15 protein-coding genes are annotated in these 18,693 nt (G+C 74.3%); 5 read left to right on the forward strand and 10 right to left on the reverse strand.

The genetic code is table 11. The features are described 5' to 3' along the window. Positions 1–187 precede the first annotated feature (187 nt). Together ACWD3O_RS09980 and ACWD3O_RS09985 are read right to left on the reverse strand one after the other, a co-directional pair. Positions 188–658 carry a MarR family winged helix-turn-helix transcriptional regulator gene (locus tag ACWD3O_RS09980; RefSeq protein ID WP_451415515.1) on the reverse strand — a complete coding sequence of 157 codons (471 nt, stop codon included), beginning with the start codon at positions 656–658 and terminating at the stop codon, positions 188–190. A gap of 166 nt (positions 659–824) precedes the next feature. Beyond that, complete coding sequence (locus ACWD3O_RS09985; protein WP_451415516.1) at positions 825–1,925, reverse strand: glutamate--cysteine ligase 2; 1,101 nt, start codon at positions 1,923–1,925, stop codon at positions 825–827. 193 nt (positions 1,926–2,118) lie between these two features. Here ACWD3O_RS09985 and ACWD3O_RS09990 point away from each other — a divergent pair, with 193 nt between their 5' ends. Beyond that, positions 2,119–3,576 (forward strand): aminotransferase class I/II-fold pyridoxal phosphate-dependent enzyme, encoded by a 1,458-nt coding sequence (locus ACWD3O_RS09990; RefSeq protein ID WP_451415517.1) that lies wholly within the window; start codon positions 2,119–2,121, stop codon positions 3,574–3,576. Positions 3,577–3,602: 26 nt separating this feature from the next. Here ACWD3O_RS09990 and ACWD3O_RS09995 read toward each other — a convergent pair whose 3' ends face one another. The 5 genes from ACWD3O_RS09995 to ACWD3O_RS10015 all read right to left on the reverse strand — a co-directional run bounded on the left by ACWD3O_RS09995 (position 3,603) and on the right by ACWD3O_RS10015 (position 10,131). Continuing rightward, on the reverse strand, positions 3,603–4,238 hold the full coding sequence (locus tag ACWD3O_RS09995) for a LutC/YkgG family protein (RefSeq protein WP_451415518.1): 636 nt from the start codon (positions 4,236–4,238) through the stop codon (positions 3,603–3,605). Beyond that, positions 4,235–5,869, reverse strand: coding sequence for a lactate utilization protein B (locus tag ACWD3O_RS10000; RefSeq protein ID WP_451415696.1), 1,635 nt, complete (start codon positions 5,867–5,869; stop codon positions 4,235–4,237). The genes ACWD3O_RS09995 and ACWD3O_RS10000 overlap by 4 nt, the downstream gene beginning before the upstream one ends. Before the next feature lie 71 nt (positions 5,870–5,940). Beyond that, complete coding sequence (locus ACWD3O_RS10005) at positions 5,941–6,714, reverse strand: (Fe-S)-binding protein (protein ID WP_451409291.1); 774 nt, start codon at positions 6,712–6,714, stop codon at positions 5,941–5,943. Between the two features lie 85 nt (positions 6,715–6,799). Next, positions 6,800–7,528 (reverse strand): response regulator, encoded by a 729-nt coding sequence (locus ACWD3O_RS10010; RefSeq protein ID WP_451409290.1) that lies wholly within the window; start codon positions 7,526–7,528, stop codon positions 6,800–6,802. A 65-nt stretch (positions 7,529–7,593) separates the two neighbouring features. Next, a complete protein-coding gene (locus ACWD3O_RS10015; RefSeq protein WP_451415519.1) occupies positions 7,594–10,131 on the reverse strand; it encodes an ATP-binding protein in 2,538 nt (845 codons plus the stop codon). Between the two features lie 548 nt (positions 10,132–10,679). On the opposite strand from ACWD3O_RS10015, the gene ACWD3O_RS10020 reads away from it, so the two are divergent. The 4 genes from ACWD3O_RS10020 to ACWD3O_RS10035 all read left to right on the forward strand — a co-directional run bounded on the left by ACWD3O_RS10020 (position 10,680) and on the right by ACWD3O_RS10035 (position 13,906). Continuing rightward, positions 10,680–11,258 carry a DUF2087 domain-containing protein gene (locus tag ACWD3O_RS10020; RefSeq protein WP_451415520.1) on the forward strand — a complete coding sequence of 193 codons (579 nt, stop codon included), beginning with the start codon at positions 10,680–10,682 and terminating at the stop codon, positions 11,256–11,258. A gap of 333 nt (positions 11,259–11,591) precedes the next feature. Next, positions 11,592–12,173: a hypothetical protein gene (locus ACWD3O_RS10025; protein ID WP_451415521.1), complete on the forward strand. Its 582-nt coding sequence runs from the start codon at positions 11,592–11,594 to the stop codon at positions 12,171–12,173. Beyond that, entirely contained in the window at positions 12,170–12,802 is a 633-nt protein-coding gene (locus tag ACWD3O_RS10030; protein WP_451415522.1) for a hypothetical protein, read from the forward strand. Before ACWD3O_RS10025 ends, ACWD3O_RS10030 begins: the two co-directional genes overlap by 4 nt. A 99-nt stretch (positions 12,803–12,901) precedes the next feature. Further along, positions 12,902–13,906 carry an MBL fold metallo-hydrolase gene (locus ACWD3O_RS10035; protein ID WP_451415523.1) on the forward strand — a complete coding sequence of 335 codons (1,005 nt, stop codon included), beginning with the start codon at positions 12,902–12,904 and terminating at the stop codon, positions 13,904–13,906. A 16-nt stretch (positions 13,907–13,922) separates the two neighbouring features. Here ACWD3O_RS10035 and ACWD3O_RS10040 read toward each other — a convergent pair whose 3' ends face one another. The 3 genes from ACWD3O_RS10040 to ACWD3O_RS10050 form a co-directional block, all read right to left on the reverse strand. Beyond that, positions 13,923–15,362, reverse strand: a complete 1,440-nt coding sequence (locus ACWD3O_RS10040; protein ID WP_451415524.1) for a M28 family metallopeptidase — start codon at positions 15,360–15,362, stop codon at positions 13,923–13,925. A gap of 116 nt (positions 15,363–15,478) precedes the next feature. After that, positions 15,479–16,804 carry an MFS transporter gene (locus tag ACWD3O_RS10045; protein WP_451409282.1) on the reverse strand — a complete coding sequence of 442 codons (1,326 nt, stop codon included), beginning with the start codon at positions 16,802–16,804 and terminating at the stop codon, positions 15,479–15,481. A 146-nt stretch (positions 16,805–16,950) separates the two neighbouring features. Next, positions 16,951–18,651, reverse strand: a complete 1,701-nt coding sequence (locus ACWD3O_RS10050) for a helix-turn-helix domain-containing protein (RefSeq protein WP_451415525.1) — start codon at positions 18,649–18,651, stop codon at positions 16,951–16,953. Positions 18,652–18,693 lie beyond the last annotated feature (42 nt).

Here is an 18,693-nt window from a genome sequence, read left to right on the forward strand (position 1 = left end):
CCACCCCCCAGGTCATCCGTTCGACAGGGGGCAACAGTCATGCCGGGCCCGGAGGCCAGCGGCCCTCTTGCAGGACCGCGAAGAAGATAACGGGGGCGGGGGACGACGCCCTTGAGGGAGGGCCGCCGGAGGGCGGCAGGGCCCTCGCCGATACCGGCCCGCTCGGAGCGGCCGGGACCGACCGGTACTAGCCGCCGTCGCGGACGGCGCGCTCCAGGGCGGCCAGGGCGCCCAGCGCGGAGCCGAGGGCGTCGAGCTCGCCGTCCGTGAGCGCGTGCAGTGCCTCGCCGAGCACACCGGTCTCGAGCTCCCGCACCTCCGCGATACGGCGGCGCGACGTCTCGGTGAGGTGCAGATGGGCGATGCGCTTGTCGACGCCGTCCTGGCGCCGCTCGAGCTCACCCTGCTCGGTGAGCTGCGACACCAGCGCGCTGACGTTGTTGGGCTTCATCTGCAGGGCCTCGGCGGCCTCGCGGACCGTGGCGCCGTCGTGTCGCTCGACGTGGCGCAGGAGGGCGAGCTGGGCCTCGGAGGGCTTGGGCACGTGGTACTCGCGTGCCACCCGCCGCTCGAGGGTCCGGTGCAGCGCGGGCAGGCACGCCGCGAGGCCGAAGGCCACGCGGTCGGTGCGCCGGGAGCGCGCGCTGGAATCGGACATGACGAACAGGATAGGTACTGGACGATAGCTATGTCAAAAGACCTATCCCCCGGCTCAACCGGTCCCCCCGCCCCCGTCCCCCGCCCCCGGGCAGGCGAAAGCCCCCGGACGGGGCGGGCCGGGGGCTTCGCGGCGGCGGGGCGGATCCGCCGGTTCGGGGGGTGCTTCAGGGGGTGCCGGCGGCCGTGCGGCGGACGGCCTCCAGGACGACGTCGCGCAGGCTGCCGGTCTTCTCCCACACCTCGTACTGGACCCGCGCCCCGTTGCCCTCGGCGAACAGGCGCTCCACCGTGCGGTGGGCGAGGTCGCGGTCACCGTTCGCGCCGAGCGCGTCGTCGAGGTGCTCGAGGAGGGCGGTGACCACCTCGCGGGCCGGTGCGGGGCGGAAGGTGAGCGGGTGCAGCAGGTCGCCCTCGAGGCCGGAGCTGGACGCCTGCCAGGCCGCCAGCTTCAGCAGGCTGACGCTCGCGGGAGCGGCGGGCTCCACGCCGGCCCGCCACTGCGCGGCCGCGGTGTCCACCAGGCCGCGGGCGAGGGCGGCTATCAGCACCGGCGTGTCGGCGTCCAGGCAGACGTCGGAGACGCGGATCTCCACCGTGGGGTACCGGTCGGAGAGGCGGGCGTCGTAGTACGCCATGTGCCGGTCGAGGATGGCGCCGGTGGCGACCATCGCGTCGGTGCGGCGGTGGTACTCCTCGGGGCTGCCGAACGGCTCGGTCGAGCCGGCCGAGGGCCAGCGCTCCCACACCTGCCGGCGGTAGCTGCGGTAGCCGGTCTCCTTGCCCTGCCAGAACGGGGAGTTGGCGCTCAGCGCGGTGAGGACGGGCAGCCAGTTGCGGATCCGGTCGAGGACCGCGACGCCCTCCTCGTCCGACTCCACCGACACGTGGACGTGGCAGCCGCACACCATCTGCTCCTGGGTGGGCAGGCCGTAGCGGTCGACCATCCACTGGTAGCGCTCGTTGGTGCTGACCTGGGGGCTCACCGGGAGCGGGGAGGTGGCCAGCGCGGCGACCGCGGCGCCGGTGGACGCGGCGTGCCGGGCGGCGTCCGCCCGGCAGCGGACGATCTCCTTCTCGAGCTCCGCGAGGGAGGACTGGGGATGCGTGGCGAACTCCAGCATCTGGCCGTGGAGCTCCTTCTCGAACACGTCGGAGTCCGCGGGGTCGCGCTCCGCCCGGGCCAGTACGGCCGCGGAGAGGGCACGGGGGTCCCCCGTCTCCGGATCGACCAGGAGCAGTTCTTCTTCGACGCCGACGGTGCGCACGGGGGCCTTTCTCTAGTGAGCTCTCGAGTCCCTCGGTGAGCTCTCGAGCGAGCGGTTTCCCACGTGTTCCCGGAGGTTCCCGCGATCAGTCCTCACCCGCGGGGACGCGGGCGCCCCGCGTTTGCGCCCGGGGCCAGGGGCGACCCGTACACGGTGACCCGACCCGCCGGCCGGACGTGAAGGAGGAGGACCCGTGGATCATGCACGCGTGCCCGTGCTCGAGGCGCTGGAGGAGTTCCGTCGACGGGGGGACGTCGTCTACGGGCCGCCGGGCCACCGTCAGGGCCGCGGCGCCGACCCGCGGGTCAAGAAGATCCTCGGCGAGGGCGTCTTCGCCTCCGACGTGCTGAACATGAACGGCCTCGACGACCGCCGCCTGTCCCAGGGCGTGCTCAGCGACGCCCAGGAGCTGATGGCCGACGCGGTCGGCGCGGACCAGGCGTTCTTCTCCACCTGCGGCAGCTCCCTCTCCGTGAAGACCGGGATGCTCGCGGTGGCGGGTCCAGGGGAGAAGCTGCTGATCTCCCGCAACTCCCACAAGTCGGTGATCGCCGCGGTGATCATCAACGGGGTGACCCCGATCTGGGTGCACCCCAAGTTCGACGCCGAGCGGCACCTGGCCCATCCGCCGGAGCCGGACGACGTGCGCCGCAGGCTGGAGGAGCACCCGGACGCCAAGGGGATGCTGCTGATCACGCCCACCGACTGGGGGTCCTGCGCCGACATCCGGGGCGTGGCCGACGTCTGCCACGAGTTCGGCGTCCCGTTGATCGTCGACGAGGCCTGGGGCGCGCACCTGCCGTTCCATCCCGAGCTGCCGACCTGGGGCATGGACGCCGGGGCCGACCTGGTGGTCACCAGCGTCCACAAGATGGGCGGCGCGATCGAGCAGAGTTCGGTGTTCCACCTCAAGGGCGACCGGATCTCCCCGGAGGTGCTCGCGCAGCGCGAGGACCTGCTGGGCACCACCAGCTCCTCCTCGCTGGTCTACGCGACGCTGGACGGCTGGCGGCGGCAGATGGTGGAGCAGGGCCGTGACCTGCTGGGCACCGCGCTGGCCCGGGCCCGGCGGATCCGGGAGGCGGTCGACGCGATGCCCGGGCTGTCGGTGATGGGCGAGGAGATCGTCCACCAGCGCCTGGCCCACGAGCACGACCCGCTGAAGATGACCATCGACGTCCGCGAACTCGGCATCACCGGCATGCAGGCCGCCGAATGGCTGCGCGCCACTTGTCACGTCGACGTCGGGTCCGCCGACACCCTCCGGATCTGCCCGCAGATCACCCACGGCGACGACGACCGCACCGAGGCCCTGCTGGTGGAGTCACTGGGGCGGCTCGTCAAGGACGCCGACAGCATCGAGCGGCCGCCGCGGGTGCTGCTGCCCGCGGCGGGCGGGTTGGAGCTGGAGCAGGCGATCCGGCCGCGCGACGCCTTCTTCGGCACCGTCGACCACGTCCCCGCCGACCGGGCCGCCGGGCGGGTGGCGGCGGAGACGATCACGCCGTACCCGCCGGGTGTGCCGGCCGTGGTGCCCGGCGAGGTGATCACCCAGGAGGTCGTGGACTACCTCCGCAGCGGCGTGGCCGCGGGGATGCTGCTGCCGGACGCCGCCGACGGGAAGCTGGAGACCTTCCGCGTGGTCGCCTAGGAGTGCTTCGCGGCGGCCCGGGCCGGTCACGCGTCGGTGCGGACGATCACCTCGAGGGTGCGGGGGCCGTGCACGCCCTCGACCCGTTCGAGCTCGATGTCGGAGGTGGCCGACGGCCCGCTGATCAGCGTCGTCGGCCGCTCCGGCACCAGCCGGGCGATCGCCTCGGGCACCCCGACGACGACGGAGGACAGGTCCACCACGCACACGTGCAGGTCGGGCACGAGCGACAGGGCGCGACGGCCCTGGTCCGGGGAGCCGTCGAGGAAGATGGTCCCGGTCTCCGCGCAGGTCACGGCCGAGGCGGTGACAACGCCGTCGAGGTCGCCGAGGCGGGGCGCGGGGATGTCGGCGCGGTCCCGCAGGACCTCCCCGTCGTGGGCGGTGAGCCAGGACGGGTCGAGCCCGGCGGGCACGCCGATCCGGCGGGCGCCGCGCTCCCGCAGTGCCTCGGCGACCGTCCGGGCGGTGCGGTCGGCGGTGCAGACCCGTACCCGCGCCTTGTAGTCGACGAGGCGGTCGGTGAGGAGGGCGAGCCGCTCGTCGTCGGGGAGGGTGCGGCCGGTGCGGTAGGCGCGCTCGACCGTCACCTCGCGCGCGCCGGCCAGGGCGCGGGCGTCCCGGATCCGGCCGAGCACCGTGTCACGCGCGCTCGCTGTCACCGTGTCTCCTCGTCGTCGTGGTCGCCGTGCTCGGCGCGGTCGTCGTGGTCGCCGTGCTCGGCGCGGTCGCCGTGCTCGGCGTCGGCGTGGGTTCCGTTCTCGGGGGCGGCGGACTCGCGGGGGTCGTCGCCGCGGGTGCGGCGGCCCTCCTCGGCGGCGGCGCGCAGGGTGGCGGCGCCTTCCTCGGAGGCCATCCAGTCGCGGAAGGTCCGCCGGGGCGGGGCGGGCAGGTCGCGGCTGTCGCTCCAGCCGTCGAACGGCGGGGGCAGGCGGGAGATCACCCCGTCCCGCCCGGCGGCCAGACGGGCCGGCGCGGCCGCCTTCTGCGCGGCCGTGAAGAGCCTCGGGTGCTTCATGACGGCGGCGGCCGCCTTCATCGCCAGCTTCTCCGCCGTGGGGCCTGCCTGCTCGGTGTGCTGGTGCCGCAGCTCGACCAGCAGCGACGGGATGTCGATCTTCACCGGGCAGGCGTCGAAGCAGGCGCCGCAGAGCGTGGACGCGTACGGCAGCGAGCTGTTGGGGTCCTTCCGGGCGGCGTCCATCCCGGCGAGCTGCGGGGTGAGCACCGCCCCGATCGGGCCCGGGTAGGTGGAGCCGTAGGAGTGGCCGCCGGTGCGCTCGTACACCGGGCAGACGTTGAGGCAGGCGGAGCAGCGGATGCAGTGGAGCGCCTCGCGGCCGATCCGGTCGGCCAGCGCGGCGGTCCGGCCGTTGTCGAGGAGGACCAGGTGGAACTCCTCGGGCCCGTCGCCGGGGGTCACGCCCGTCCACAGCGAGGTGTACGGGTTCATCCGCTCCCCCGTGGACGACCGGGGCAGCAGCTGGAGGAAGACCTCCAGGTCCCGGTAGCGGGGCAGCACCTTCTCGATGCCCATGACGGTGATCAGCGTGCGGGGCAGGGTCAGGCACATCCGGCCGTTGCCCTCGGACTCGACGACGGAGAGGGTGCCGGTCTCGGCGATGCCGAAGTTGGCGCCGGAGACGGCGACCGGCACGGTCAGGAACTTCTCCCGCAGGTAGGCGCGGGCGGCCGCCGCCAGGTGCGCGGGCACCGCGTCCAGTGCGGGGTCGACGCCGGGGAGACGGGCGCGGAAGATGTCGCGGATCTCCTCGCGGTTGCGGTGGATGGCCGGGACCAGGATGTGCGAGGGCCGGTCGCCGGCGAGCTGGACGATCAGTTCGGCCAGGTCCGTCTCGTGGGCGGCGACGCCCTGGCTCTCCAGGTGCTCGTTGAGGCCGATCTCCTGGGTGGCCATCGACTTGACCTTGATGACCTCGTCGCTGCCGGTCGCCCGGACCAGCCGGGTGACGATCTCGTTGGCCTCGACTCCGTCGCGCGCCCAGTGCACGGTGCCGCCGCGTTCGGTGACCTTGCGCTCGAGCTCCTCCAGCAGCTCCGGGAGCCGGTTCATGGTGTCGGCCTTGATCGCCGCCCCGGCGTCGCGGAGCGCCTCCCAGTCGGGGAGCTCGCCGGTCACCGCCAGCCGCTTGCCGCGGATGGTGCGGGTGGCCCGGGCGAGGTTGCGGCGCAGCTGCCCGTCGCGGAGCTCGTCGTGCGCGGCCTCGGGGAACGGGCGGTCGCCGCGGAGGTTGCCGGTGCCGTGGGGCGAGCGGGGCGGGACGGCGGGCATGCCGAGGAAGGCGCCCGCGGACCGGTCCGGGCGCGCGGGGCCGCCGCTCGTCGGGCGCGCGGGATCGCTGCTCATCGGGCGGCCTCCGGTCGCGGGAGGGGGCAGGGGGAGGTGCGGGTGGCGGCGAGGATCTGCGCCAGGTGCAGGGTGCGGGTGCCGGCCCCGGCACGGGAGAGTCCGCCGCCGATGTGCATCAGGCAGGAGGAGTCGCCCGCCGTGCAGACGTCGGCGCCGGTGGCGCGGACGTGGCCGGTCTTGTCCCGCAGCATCGCCGCGGAGGTCTCGGCGTTCTTCAGCGCGAAGGTGCCGCCGAAGCCGCAGCAGGCGTCCGCCTCGGGCAGTTCCACGAGGTCGATGCCCTCCACCGCCCGCAGCAGCCGCAGCGGCCTGTCCCCCACCCGGAGCATCCGCAGCGAGTGGCAGGTGGGGTGGTAGGTGACGCGGTGCGGGAAGTGGGCGCCGACGTCGGTGACGCCCAGCACGTCGACCAGCAGTTCGGACAGCTCGTAGGTCTTCGCCCCGACGGCGGCCACCCGCCCGCGCAGGGCCGCGTCGCCGTGGCGTTCGGCGACGAGGGCGTGCTGGTGGCGGACCGAGCCGGCGCACGAGGCGGAGGGCATGACCACGGCGTCCAGCGAGGGATCGCCGAACTGCTCGGCGAAGCCGCGCACCAGGGGCGCGGCCTCACGCTGGTAGCCGGTGTTGACGTGCATCTGGCCGCAGCAGGTCTGACCCGGCGGGAAGACCACCTCGTGGCCCAGCCGGGTGAGCAGCACGGCGGTGGCCTTCACCGCGTCGGGGAAGAGGGTGTCGCCCAGACAGGTGGCGAAGAGTCCGATCCGCATGGAACCTCCCGTCGTACGGTCCGGCCCCCACGAGATCGGATACCGGGCCGGGCCCGCAACCCCCCGTGCCGCGGCCGCGGGCCGTTCAGAGCTCGAAGCGGTAGCCCATGCCCGGCTCGGTGATGAAGTGCCGGGGGTGGGACGGGTCGTCCTCCAGCTTCCGGCGCAGCTGCGCCATGTACACCCGCAGGTAGTTGGTCTCCTTGGTGTACGTGGGCCCCCAGACCTCCTGGAGGAGCTGCTTCTGGCTCACCAGGCGGCCCGGGTTGCTGATCAGGATCTCCAGCAGGTGCCACTCCGTCGGGGTGAGCCGCACGTCGTGGCCGTCCCGGCTGACCTTCTTGGCGATCAGGTCGACGGTGAAGTCGCCGGTCTCGACGACGCCCTCGCCGCCGGAGTCGGGCGCTCCGACCGGTTCGGCGCGCCGGACCGCCGCCCGGACCCGCGCCATCAGCTCGTCCATGCCGAACGGCTTGGTCACGTAGTCGTCGGCGCCGGCGTCCAGGGCCGCCACCTTCTCGTCGCTGCTGTGCCGTGCCGACAGCACGATCACCGGCACCCGGGTCCAGCCGCGCAGCCCGCGCAGCACCTCGACGCCGTCCATGTCGGGCAGGCCCAGGTCGAGCAGGACCACGTCCGGGTGCCGTTCGACGGCCAGCCGGAGCGCCTGCCCGCCGTCGGCGGCCACGTCCACCGCGTAGTGCCGTGCCTTGAGGTTGATGACCAGGGCCCGCGCCATCTGCGGTTCGTCGTCCACCACCAGAACCCGGGTGGGTCCCGCCCGGTGGGCCCCGTCCCCCGTGCTGCGCGGCATGACGGTCGCCTCTCTCCGTGTCGCTCGTGCGTCGCGCCGGTGCTCCTCACCGGCCCTCCGGGAGACTACGCGCGCCGTGCCGACACCGCTTCCCCGGCCACCCCTCTGCGGGACGCCGGCAGGGTGAGGACCATGGTGAGCCCGCCGCCGGGGGTGTCCTCGGCGGTCAGCGCCCCGCGCATCGCCTCGGCGAATCCGCGCGCCACCGCGAGCCCCAGGCCGACCCCGACGCCGCGCGGGGCGTCCCCGAGCCGCTGGAACGGTTCGAACATGCGCTCCTTGGTCTCCTCGGGCACGCCGGGCCCCCGGTCCACCACCCGCAGTTCCACCCGGTCCCCGAGCGCGCTGGCCGACACCCGCACCGGGGCGGGCGCCGGGCTGTACTTCACCGCGTTCTCCACCACGTTGGCGAGCACCCGCTCCAGCAGGCCCGGGTCGGCGGCCACCATCGGCAGGGACTCCGGCACGTCCAGCGCCACCCGCCCCGCCTGGTCCTGCGGCACCCCGCCCAGGGCCCTGGGCACCACCTCGTCGAGGTCGACCTCCCGGATCAGCGGGGTGACGGTGCCGGTGTGCAGCCGGGACATGTCCAGCAGGTTCCCGACCAGCTGGTCCAGCCGGTCGGCGCCGTCCTCGATGGCGGCCAGCAGTTCCGCCCGGTCCTGCGGCGACCACTCCACGTCCTCCGACCGCAGGGAGGACACCGACGCCTTGATCCCGGCGAGCGGGGTGCGCAGGTCGTGGCTGACCGCGGCGAGCAGCGCGGTGCGGATCCGGTTGCCCTCGGCCAGTTCCCTGGCCCGTTCCGCCTCGCGGCGCAGCCGCTGGTGCTCCAGCGCCACGGCGGCCTGCGCGCCGAACGCCGCGAGTACCCGCCGGTCCTCGGCGGGCAGCACCCGGCCGGACAGCGCGAGCACCATGCGGTCGCCGACCGGCACCTCCACGTCGGCGTCCTCGGGCCGGGCCGCCGCGGGTCCCGGGCCGACGCTGCCCGCGCAGGTCCAGCGGGCGTCGGTGTCCTCGCGTTCCAGCAGGGCGGCCGATTCCAGGGAGAACGTCTCCCGGACCCGTTCCAGCAGCGCCTGCAGTCCGGAGCCGCCGCGGAGCAGGCTGCCGGCGAGGTAGGAGAGGACCTCCGCCTCGGCCCGCAGCCGGACCGCCTGCTGGGCGCGGCGGGCGGCCAGGTCGACGGCGGAGGCGACCGAGACCGCGACGGACACGAACACGGCGAGGGCGAGCACGTTGCGGGGCTCGGAGATGCTGAGGGTGCCCTCGGGCGGGGTGAAGTACCAGTTGAGCAGCAGGGTTCCGACGGCCGCGGAGGCGAGGGAGGGCAGCAGCCCGCCGAGCAGCGCGGTGGCGACGGTCAGCGCGAGGAAGAGCAGCATCTCGTTGGCCAGGCCGATGCTGCCGCCGACGCCGAGCAGCAGGAGGGTGAGCAGCGCGGGGCCGGCCACGCCGGTCGCCCAGCCGGCCACCGTCCGGGACCGGCCGAGCCGGCTGCCGCGGGCGATCGGCAGGCCGCGGCCCTTGCCGGCCTCGGCGTGGGTGACCAGGTGGACGTCGATGTCCGGCCCGGAGTCGCGTGCGACGGTGGCGCTGACGCCGGGGCCGAGGACGTGGTGCCAGGCCTTGCGGCGGGAGACGCCGAGCACGATCTGGGTGGCGTTCAGCCCGCGGGCGAAGTCCAGGAGGGCGGTGGGCACGTCCTCGCCGACGACGTGGTGGAAGGTGCCGCCGAGTTCCTCGACGAGGGTGCGCTGGAGCGCCAGTTCGCGGGGCGGCGCGGGCGGCAGGCGGCCGTCGCGGCTGGTGACGTGCAGGGCGAGGACCTCGCCGCCGGCGCCCTTCTCGGCGAGCCGGGCGGCCCGCCGTATCAGCGTGCGGCCCTCCGGTCCCCCGGTCAGCCCGACCACGATGCGTTCGCGGGAGCCCCAGACGGCGGAGACCCGGTGCTCGCTGCGGTAGCGGGTCAGGTACTCGTCGACCCGGTCCGCGACCCACAGCAGCGCCAGCTCCCGCAGCGCGGTGAGGTTGCCGAGGCGGAAGTAGTGCGAGACCTGCGCGTCGATCCGGTCCGGGGGGTACACGTTGCCGTGCGCGAGGCGGCGGCGCAGCGCGGGGGGCGACATGTCGACCAGCTCGATCTGGTCGGCGCGGCGGACCATCTCGTCCGGCACGGTCTCCGGCTCCCGCACGCCGGTGATCGACTTCACCAGGTCGCCCAGGGACTCCAGGTGCTGGATGTTGACGGTGGTGATCACCTCGATCCCGGCGTCGAGGAGTTCCACGACGTCCTGCCAGCGCTTGGCGTTGCGTCCGCCGGGGGCGTTGGTGTGCGCCAGGTCGTCCACCAGGGCGACCGCGGGCGACCGCCGCAGCACGGCGGGCACGTCGACCTCGCCGTCGGGCCGCCGGGCGACCGCCTCCAGCCCGTCGAGCCGCCGCTCGGTGCGGGGTCGGTCGCGGTGGTCCACGACGGCGACCACGCAGTCCGTGCCGCGTTCCACCCGGCGGTGGGCCTCCTCCAGCATCGCGCAGGTCTTGCCGACGCCGGGGGCGGCGCCGAGGTAGATGCGGAGCTTCCCTCGGGCGGGGGTCATCGTGACCGGTTCCTCTGTCCTTCGCTGGGTGGCGTCTGTCCGTCCCAGTGTGGAGGCGGAGGAGCGGGCGGGGAGGGTGGGGGTGGGGGGTGGACGGCCGGTCACCGGGGGTGCCGTGCGGCAGCCGTGGCTTGGCCCCCGGGGGGGCGCGGGGCGGGACCGCGGGGGCCTGCGCCTGCCCTACGGGCGGGAGGACCGGGCCAACGGGTGGAGGGCCGGGCCCGCAAGGGCTGGGCCTGCCCACCGGCGGAAGGCCGGTACCGCCGGGGCTGGGTATGGGCCACGGGCGTGAGGCCGGTACCGCCAGGGTTGGGCCTGGCCCACAGGCGTGAGGCCGGTACCGCCAGGGCGGGATCGAGCCGCGGAGCGGCGCGGGCGGCGCGGGCGACGCGGGCGCCCACGGAAATTGGGAAGCGCCCGGCGTCACCGACGGGCCATCATCGGACCGGTCGACCACCCGGACCGCCCGGACACCCGGACCACGCGGGCCGCTCGGACCGCCCGGACCGCCCGGCGGCCCGTCCGCCCCTCGCCAGGAAGGCCCCCACATGCTCCCGGACCCCACCGACGCCCCGGACCTGACCCGTCTCCTCGCCGACGTCACCCGCGCCCGGATCTTCGCCGCCGTGACCCTCGGCGCACGCACCGCGGCCGACGCCGCCGAGCGGGCGGGGGTGCGGCCGAAGGACGCCCTGCAGGCCGTGCAGCGGCTGGTGGACGGAGGGGCGCTGGTGCAGGACGAGGCGGGACTGGCCGTGGCGTACGCCCGCCTCCGCGAGGCCGCCCGCCGTCCCGCGGCGCCCTCCGTGGACCACGGCACCGGGAATCCGGCCACCGAGGCCCTGCTGGAGACCTTCGTCCGCAACGGCCGCCTGGTCCGCCTCCCGGCCCGCTGGGACCGCAAGCGGCAGGTGCTGCGCCACATCGCGGAGCGGACCTTCGAGCCCGGCGTCGAGTACCCGGAGCGCACCGTCAACGACCACCTCGCCGCCTGGTGCGCCGAGGACGCCCCCGTCGACCATGTGACCCTCCGCCGCTACCTCGTCGACCTCGGCCACCTCGACCGCCGCGACGGCATCTACCGCCGTCCGTCGGAGACCCCCACCGCCGGCACCCTGGCGAGCTGACCGGCCCCACACTTCCGGCCACGGGGCGGAGTGGTCCTGCGACACTCCGCCCCTTTTGTGCGCGTGCGGTGAGACCGCCTCCTCTCCACCGGCCGGGCGAAACCTGCCCGCTTGATAGGTTGCTGACCCGTTTCGCCCACGGGGGAGGCACACGCACTCGTCGCTGCTTGTGGACGCCGCTGCCGGGGGAGCCAACGACGGTTTCACCCTCGGGGCCAGGCATGTGCGCGAAGCCATCGACGGCCAGGGGATCCCCCGGCGATTGGAACAGGGGTGACGGACATGGGTCTGCGTCGATCCAGGTATGTGGCGACACTGGCTGCCGTCGCTTCGGTGACCGCGCTGGCCGGCGGCGCGTACGTGCTCGGCATCCCACCGTTCAAGAAGGTGGGCGCGATCGAGGAGAGTTCCGTCTGTGCGTCGCTGGGCCCCTCCGAGCAGACCGTGGAGGCGCTCAGAAGCATCCTGCCGGAACAGGGCTCCTACCGGTTCGACGACGAGACGGTCCCCCGCCGAAACAAGCAGGACGACGCATTCGCGGCGTACTGCTTCGTCGACGGCGACGACTCGCAACTGCTGAGTGTGCGGGCGTTGTTCCAGCCGGACGCGCCGCCCGACATGTGGGAGGAGGATGTGGCGTTGGGGGACCCCTCGCGTTCCCTGACCCGGTTCGACGCCGGCATCCGGGCCGTCGCGTCCCATTCGATGGCAGCCATCTTCGTTCCCTGCGAGCCTCGCGGTGCGCTCCCCGGCGGTCAGCACAACCTCAGCGTCCTGGTCCGTCTGAAGCAGGCGGGGGAGGTGTCCACCGGGCAGAGGCGGGCCGGCCTCATCACTCTGGCCAGGAGTGTCGCGGCCTCCGCCCATGAACGAGCCGACTGCACGATGCCGTCCGATGTCGGGGAACAGCAGTGACTCCGTGGGGCCGGAAGCGCCGCGTCGCGCTCGCGGTATTCCTGGCTGCGCTCGGAGCGTCGGCAACCGCCGGCTACCTGCTCGGTGTTCCGCCGTTCAAGAAGGCCGGCGCGATCGGCGAGGCCGCTGTGTGCGAGACACTCGGGCCGGCGCCGGAGGCGGTGAAGGCGCTTCGGTCCGTGTTGCCGGAGGAGGCGTCCTACCGGTTCAGCGACGACACGCAGCCCCGCGAGCGAGCGGGGGACCTGGTACTCCGCGAGCTGTCTCGTCGAGGGGGAGGACCGCACGCTCCTCAGCGTCAGCACGACACTGCTGCCGGCGATCCGCCCGAGGTGTGGCTCGAGGACCACGTGCTGGAGGAGGTCGACAACGAGGGGAACCCCACCCCGTTCGCCGCCGGCGAGAGGGCGGTCGCCTCGGACGTGGTCGCCGCCGTCTACGTCCCGTGCACGCCGCAGGGTGTGGCTCCTGGCGGGCAGTACAACCTCGGGGTCGTCGTCCACCTGGAGGAGCCGGGCGGCTCCGGCGAGTCGCGGACCAGGAAGGCCCTGATCGCCCTCGCCAAGAGTTCCGCCCTGCACGCCCACCGCGACGCCCAATGCACCATGCCGTCCGGGGTGGACAGGTGACGGGTGGGGCGTGAGGTGCGGGTGCGGTGGGGATGAGTTCCGGCCAACGGGCGGGCGGCGCGCTGGTGGAAGTGGGCCAGGTCTGCATAATCGCCTGGCATGACGATCACGCGCGGAGCGGCCCTCACGGAGATCGGACCGGGGCTGCACGCCCTCCTGCATCCGCGGCGCGGCTGGGGCCTGGCCAACTGCGGGCTGCTGGTGTCGGGGTCCACCGCGCTGTGGATCGACAGCCCCTACGACCGGGGCCTCGCCGAGGCGTTCCTGGGCGCCAGCCGTGAGCTGCTGCCGGCCGGGGCCGAGGTGGAGAGGGTGGTCGTCACGCACGCCAACGGGGACCACCTGTGGGGCGCCTGCGTGCTGCCGGACGCGGAGGTCCTCGCCACCGAGGCGGCCCGCGAGCACCTGGGCGGGGAGCCCACCCCCGGCCAACTGCGGGCGCTGGCCGCGTCGGCGCACCCGGGCACGCCGTGGGGCTCCTACGTGCGGCACCACTTCGGCGGCTTCGACTGGTCGGCCACCGAGGTCCCGGCGGTCTCCAGGACGTTCACCGGCGAACTGGAGCTGCGGGTCGGGGAGTTCCCGGTGCTGCTCGGCTCGCTGCCGCCCGGGCACACGGTCGGGGACCTGTTCGCGCACCTGCCGGAGCAGGGCGTGGTCTTCACCGGGGACGCGGTGTTCGGGAGCACCGCCGCGCAGCCCGGGGACCATCCGCCGCACTGGGTGGGGCCGTTGAGCAACCTGATCACCGCGTGCGAGCGGTTCCTGGCCACCGGGGCGCGGACCTTCGTGCCCGGGCACGGCCCGGTGCTGGACGCCGCCGGGCTCAAGGAGCACATCGGGTACCTGGAGTACGTCGCCGAACGCGCCCACGCGTTCCACGGGGCCGGCGTGCCGCCCGCGGAGGCGGCACGCCGGGTGATCGCGGAGGGCAACTACCCCGAACTCGGCCTGCCCGAGCGGCTGGTGATCACCATCGGCAGCGAGTACCGGGCGCTGGACGGCGACGGCCGCCCCGAGATGCTGCCGGTGATGCGGCAGGTGGCCCAGCTGGCCTGGGACCTCCGCGGCGACCCCTCGGCCCCCTCCGGCGACGCCGACTGACACCGCCGGGCCGGCGTCACCGGGGGAACGCCACCGGGCTGCGCAGCCCGGACCGTCCCACGGCGCGGACGCCGAAGAAGACGTTGTCCTTGGAGAGGTCCAGCTCGAACCCGGTGACGTCCCCGGCCGGGACGACGTGGGTCCACTCCGGCTCCGTGGTCTCCCGCCACACCACCTCGTAGCCCGCCAGGTCGGGGTCGCCGCCCCGCTCCCACACGATCTGCGTGGCGTTGGTCAGGGAGGAGGTCAGCAGCCGCACCCCGGTGGGCGTGCCGGGCGCCTGCGCGAGGGTCCACAGGGCGGCCGCGTTGACCTTGGCCACGCGGGCGATGTAGGCGAAGTCGCAGAACTCCGGCAGGTCCCCGTACTGCTTGCCGTCCTCGACCCGCACGTCCTGGTGCTGGTGCGCGAAGTCCTCGGTGGGCTCGGTGAACCGGGCGGCGGCGTAACCGCGTTCGAGGAACGGGATCTGGTCGCCGCCGCGCAGGTACCGGTCGCGGCGGTAGACGACGCGGACGTGCATCCCGGTGGCGTCGTTGTCCGCGGTGTCCCGGACGAAGCGGGCCAGCTGGCGGGAGCGGGAGTCGTTCTCGCCGCCGACGGAGAGGCGCCGGGTGGCTTCCGCGGGCGTCTCCGAGGTGGGCACGCCCTCGGCGAACAGGCGGATGGTGTGCGGGTCGACGGTGCCGTCGTCGGCCTTGGGGCTGCCCACGATGTCGTTGGTGAACATGCCCTGCACGTCGGTGCCGGCCTGCTTGTACCGCTCGGCCATGTACGCGGCCCCGTACAGGCCCTGCTCCTCGCCCGCCACGGCGGCGAAGACGATGGTGGCGGCGGGGCGACGGCGGGCCATCACCCGGGCGAGTTCCATGGCGACGGCCACCCCGGAGGCGTCGTCGTCGGCACCCGGCGCGTCGGACTCGGCGTCCATCACGTCGGTGGCGCGGGAGTCGTAGTGCCCCGAGACCACGTACACCCGCTCGGGGGAGACCGAACCGCGCAGGGTGGCCACGAGGTTGGTGATCCGCGTCGGCGCCGGGATGCGGGACGCGGGCTGCTGGACGTACGACTGGAGCTCCACCGTCATCCGGCCGCCGGAGGCTTCGGCGTAGGACCGCATCCGCTCGTGGATCCAGTCGCGGGCCGCGCCGATGCCGCGCTCCGGGTCGTCCTGGACGGAGAGGGTGTGCCGGGTGCCGAACGAGGCCAGCTTGCGGACCGTGGCCTCGATGCGGTCGGGGTCGATCTCCGCGAGCAGTGCCCGCAGTTCGCGGCCGGGGCGCTGCCGGGTGGCGGGCGGCGGGCCGCCGCCCGCCCGCCCGGTGGCGTTCGCCGGCTCGGCCGCGGCGGAACCGGGGACCGCCAGGGCCGCTCCGGCGCCGGCCACGGCGGTCGCCGCCGTGAGGACGGTTCTCCTGCTGGGGGTGGTGGTGGGCTGGTCGTGCTGCGGCGACATGGCACCTCCGGGTCCGGAGCGGTGGGGGGACGGACGAGGGTCATGGTTGTGTACGCCTCAACCACCCACAAGGGCGCCTCCCCGCGGCTCCGGAACCGGTCGCCGGGCCGCCCGGCTCAGACCTGGTCGAGGTCGCGTTCCCGCGTCTCCGGCAGGGCCAGGACGCAGAGCAGCGACAGCAGCGCCATGGCGCTCATGAACCATCCGCCGGCCGAGGGGCTGTAGGTCTCCGCCAGGGCGGTGACGACCAGCGGGGCCACCGCGCCGCCGAGGACGCCGCCCAGGTTGTAGGAGAAACCGGCGCCCGAGTAGCGCAGGCGGGTGGCGAAGAGTTCCGGCATGTATGCGCCCGCCGGGCCGTAGATGATGCCCATGCACAGCAGCGCGCCGCTGAGGGCCAGGGCGATCAGCACGTAGTTCCCGGTGTCCAGCAGGGGGAAGATGAGCGCGCCCCAGACGACGCCGAAGGCGGCGCCCGCGATGATCAGCCGGCGACGGCCGACCCGGTCCGACCACTTCGCCACCAGGTAGGTGGAGACGCCGAGCACCACCACCGCGACCAGGGTCAGCGCGAGCATGTCGTTCTTCGGGATGCCCAACGTGCCCGTGGTGTAGGTCATGCAGTAGGTGGCGGCCGTGTAGAACATCACGTAGACGACGGTGATCATGCCCGCGCCGAGCAGCATCTCCTTGGGGTGCTTGCGGAACGCCTCGGCGAGCGGCGCCTTGGCGGACCCGTGCCGCTCCATCGCCTTGGCGAAGGCGGGGGTCTCCGAGATCCGCAGCCGGATCACCAGTCCGACGGCGACCAGCACGAAGGAGAGCAGGAACGGGATCCGCCAGCCCCAGCTCTCGAACGTCTCGTCCGGCATCACCACGCCGAGCAGCAGGAAGGTGCAGGTCGCCGCGAAGTACCCGACCGGCGAGCCCAGTTGGGGGGCCGCCGCGTACAGTCCGCGCTTCTTCCGGGGCGCGTGCTCGACGGCGAGCAGGGCCGCGCCGCCCCATTCGCCGCCCAGGCCCAGGCCCTGGATCAGGCGCAGCAGCACCAGCAGGACGGGGGCGAGGATGCCCAGCGTGTCGTAGCCGGGGAGCAGGCCGATCAGGCCGGTGGAGAGGCCCATCATCAGCAGCGAGACCACCAGGACGGCCTTGCGGCCCACGCGGTCGCCGAAGTGGCCGAATATCGCCGCGCCGATGGGGCGTGCGGCGAAGCCGACGGCGAAGGTGGACAGGGTCGCCAGGGTGCCGGCCGTCTTGGAGAGCTCCGGGAAGAAGGCCTCGTTGAGGACGAGGGCGGCGGCCGTTCCGTAGATGTAGTAGTCGTAGAACTCGATCGCGGTACCGACGAAGCTGGCGGTGGCGATCTTGCGCATGCCCTGGGGCGACTCGGCGGTGGTGGCGGCCGGGTCCGGGGAGGAGGGCGGGGCAGTGCTGTTCATGGGGCTGCTCCGGGAAAGATGGCTGAAAGCCCGCAGGGGGCGGGCCGGAAGGTGAATGTAGGGCGGCCCGGCCCGGCCGTTTCTCGTCCCCCGGAACAGTGATCGGGCCCAGGTGCTGTCCGCCCGGACAATGCGCCGCGCGGCTGTCAGAAGGCGGGGCCCGGAGCCTCCTCCGCACGGGCCGGGAGCCTGAGTTGGAGCATCGCCGCGAGCCGGTGCTCGGGATCGCCGAGGTCGAGCCCGGCGACCGTCGCGGCCTTGCGGACCCGGTACCGGAGGGTGTTGGGGTGGACGTTGAGGACCTCGGCCACCGGCCCCACGTCGCCGAAGGCGTCCAGGTACAGCCGCAGCGAACGGGCCAGCTCGGTGCCGTGCTCGGCGTCGTGGGACACCAGCGCGGTCAGCCCGGGGTGCCGGACGCTGCCGCGCGCGGCCATCAGCTCCACGGTCTCGCGCACCAGCATCGACGACACCAGCCCGCTGTACGCGCCCACCGTCCGCTCCGGGTGCCCTGCCAGGATGCTCAGCCCCCGGTGACCGCGGAGCTTGACCTCGGGGATCTCCTCCAGCCGGGCGGCGGTGCCGGCCACGCAGGCCTGGACGGGGCTCCGGGTGTGCTGCCGCAGTGCGGCCACCAGGTGCTCCGCCCAGCGGACGAGCGCCGGTTCGGCGGCCGTCGCGGCGGTGTCCGCGGCCGAGACGGCGGCAGCCGCGGCAGCCGCGGAGGAGGCGGTGGCGGTGGCGGTGGGTCCGGTCGGCTCCGGCAGCATCGCGTAGATCTGCCCGCATGCCTGGGCGACCAGCGCGTTGCGGCGGTGGGCGGCGGCGTGCACCGAGACGAGCACGGCCGCCTCGGCCAGCCGGGCGTCGCGCCAGGTGCCGTCCGCGCGGGCGGCGGTGTCCCGCAGGTCGAAGGCGACCACCGAGGCGCCCGAGTCGGCGGGGATGCCCAGGTGTTCGGCGAGGGCCGCCGCGTTGAACCGCCCGGTGAGCAGGCCGTGCGCCAGCTCCTCGCGGGAGCGCAGCCGGGCGGCGGGGTCGCCCCGGTAGTAGTGGTCGATCAGCTGGGCCCCGGCGATGCGCGCGGCGCCGCGCAGCGCGCCCTCGGCGTCCGGCGCGAGCGGGCGGCCGCCCTCCTGCACCCAGATCGTGCCGAGCGGCCGGGCTCCGGCGTTGATGCCGGCGACCATCCGCCGGCGGATGTCCTTCTCCGGCACGGCGGCGACCTCGACCACCTCCTCCCCCTTGCGGACGCGCTGGTAGACGCCCCAGTCGCGGAGCATCGCCAGGTACGGCTCCGGGCAGGTGCGGCCCAGGATGGACCGCCGGCGCAGCTCGTCGGCCTCCTCGCCGGGGCCCGCGTAGGCGATCACCCGGTGGGCGGTGTCCTCGATGCTGACCAGGCCGTGGGTGAGGGTGGCGACGGTCTGGGCCAGCGCGTACAGGTCGCCCTGCTGCCCTACGCCGCCGCGGATCAACTCCCGCCGCGCCTCCGCCTCGACGGTGTCCCACCGCACGCCCACGGGCACGCCCAGCACCGGTGTCCCGGCCGCCTCGGCCGCGTCCCGCACGGCCGGTGACAGGCCGCCGTCGGCGCCGGCCCGGACGGCGACGCAGGAGGCGCCCGCCGTTCCCGCCGCGGCGATCAGTGCCGGGGCCTCGTCCTCGCGGACGCCCACCGCCAGCACCAGGACGCCCGGCATGCCGACCAGGGCGTCGCCGGGCTCCGCGATGACCACGTCGCTGATGCCGTCGTCGCGGGAGTGGGTGAGGCGGGCGCCCAGCGCCCCGGCGATGCGCTCCAGTGGCGTGCCCAGGGTGTCGCCGCCCGGCGGCTCGTGCTGCATGGGCGACAGCCTAGGCAGGACCGGATTCCGCCCGTAAGGCCC

The sequence above is a fragment of the Streptomyces sp. NPDC002640 genome (assembly GCF_053592575.1).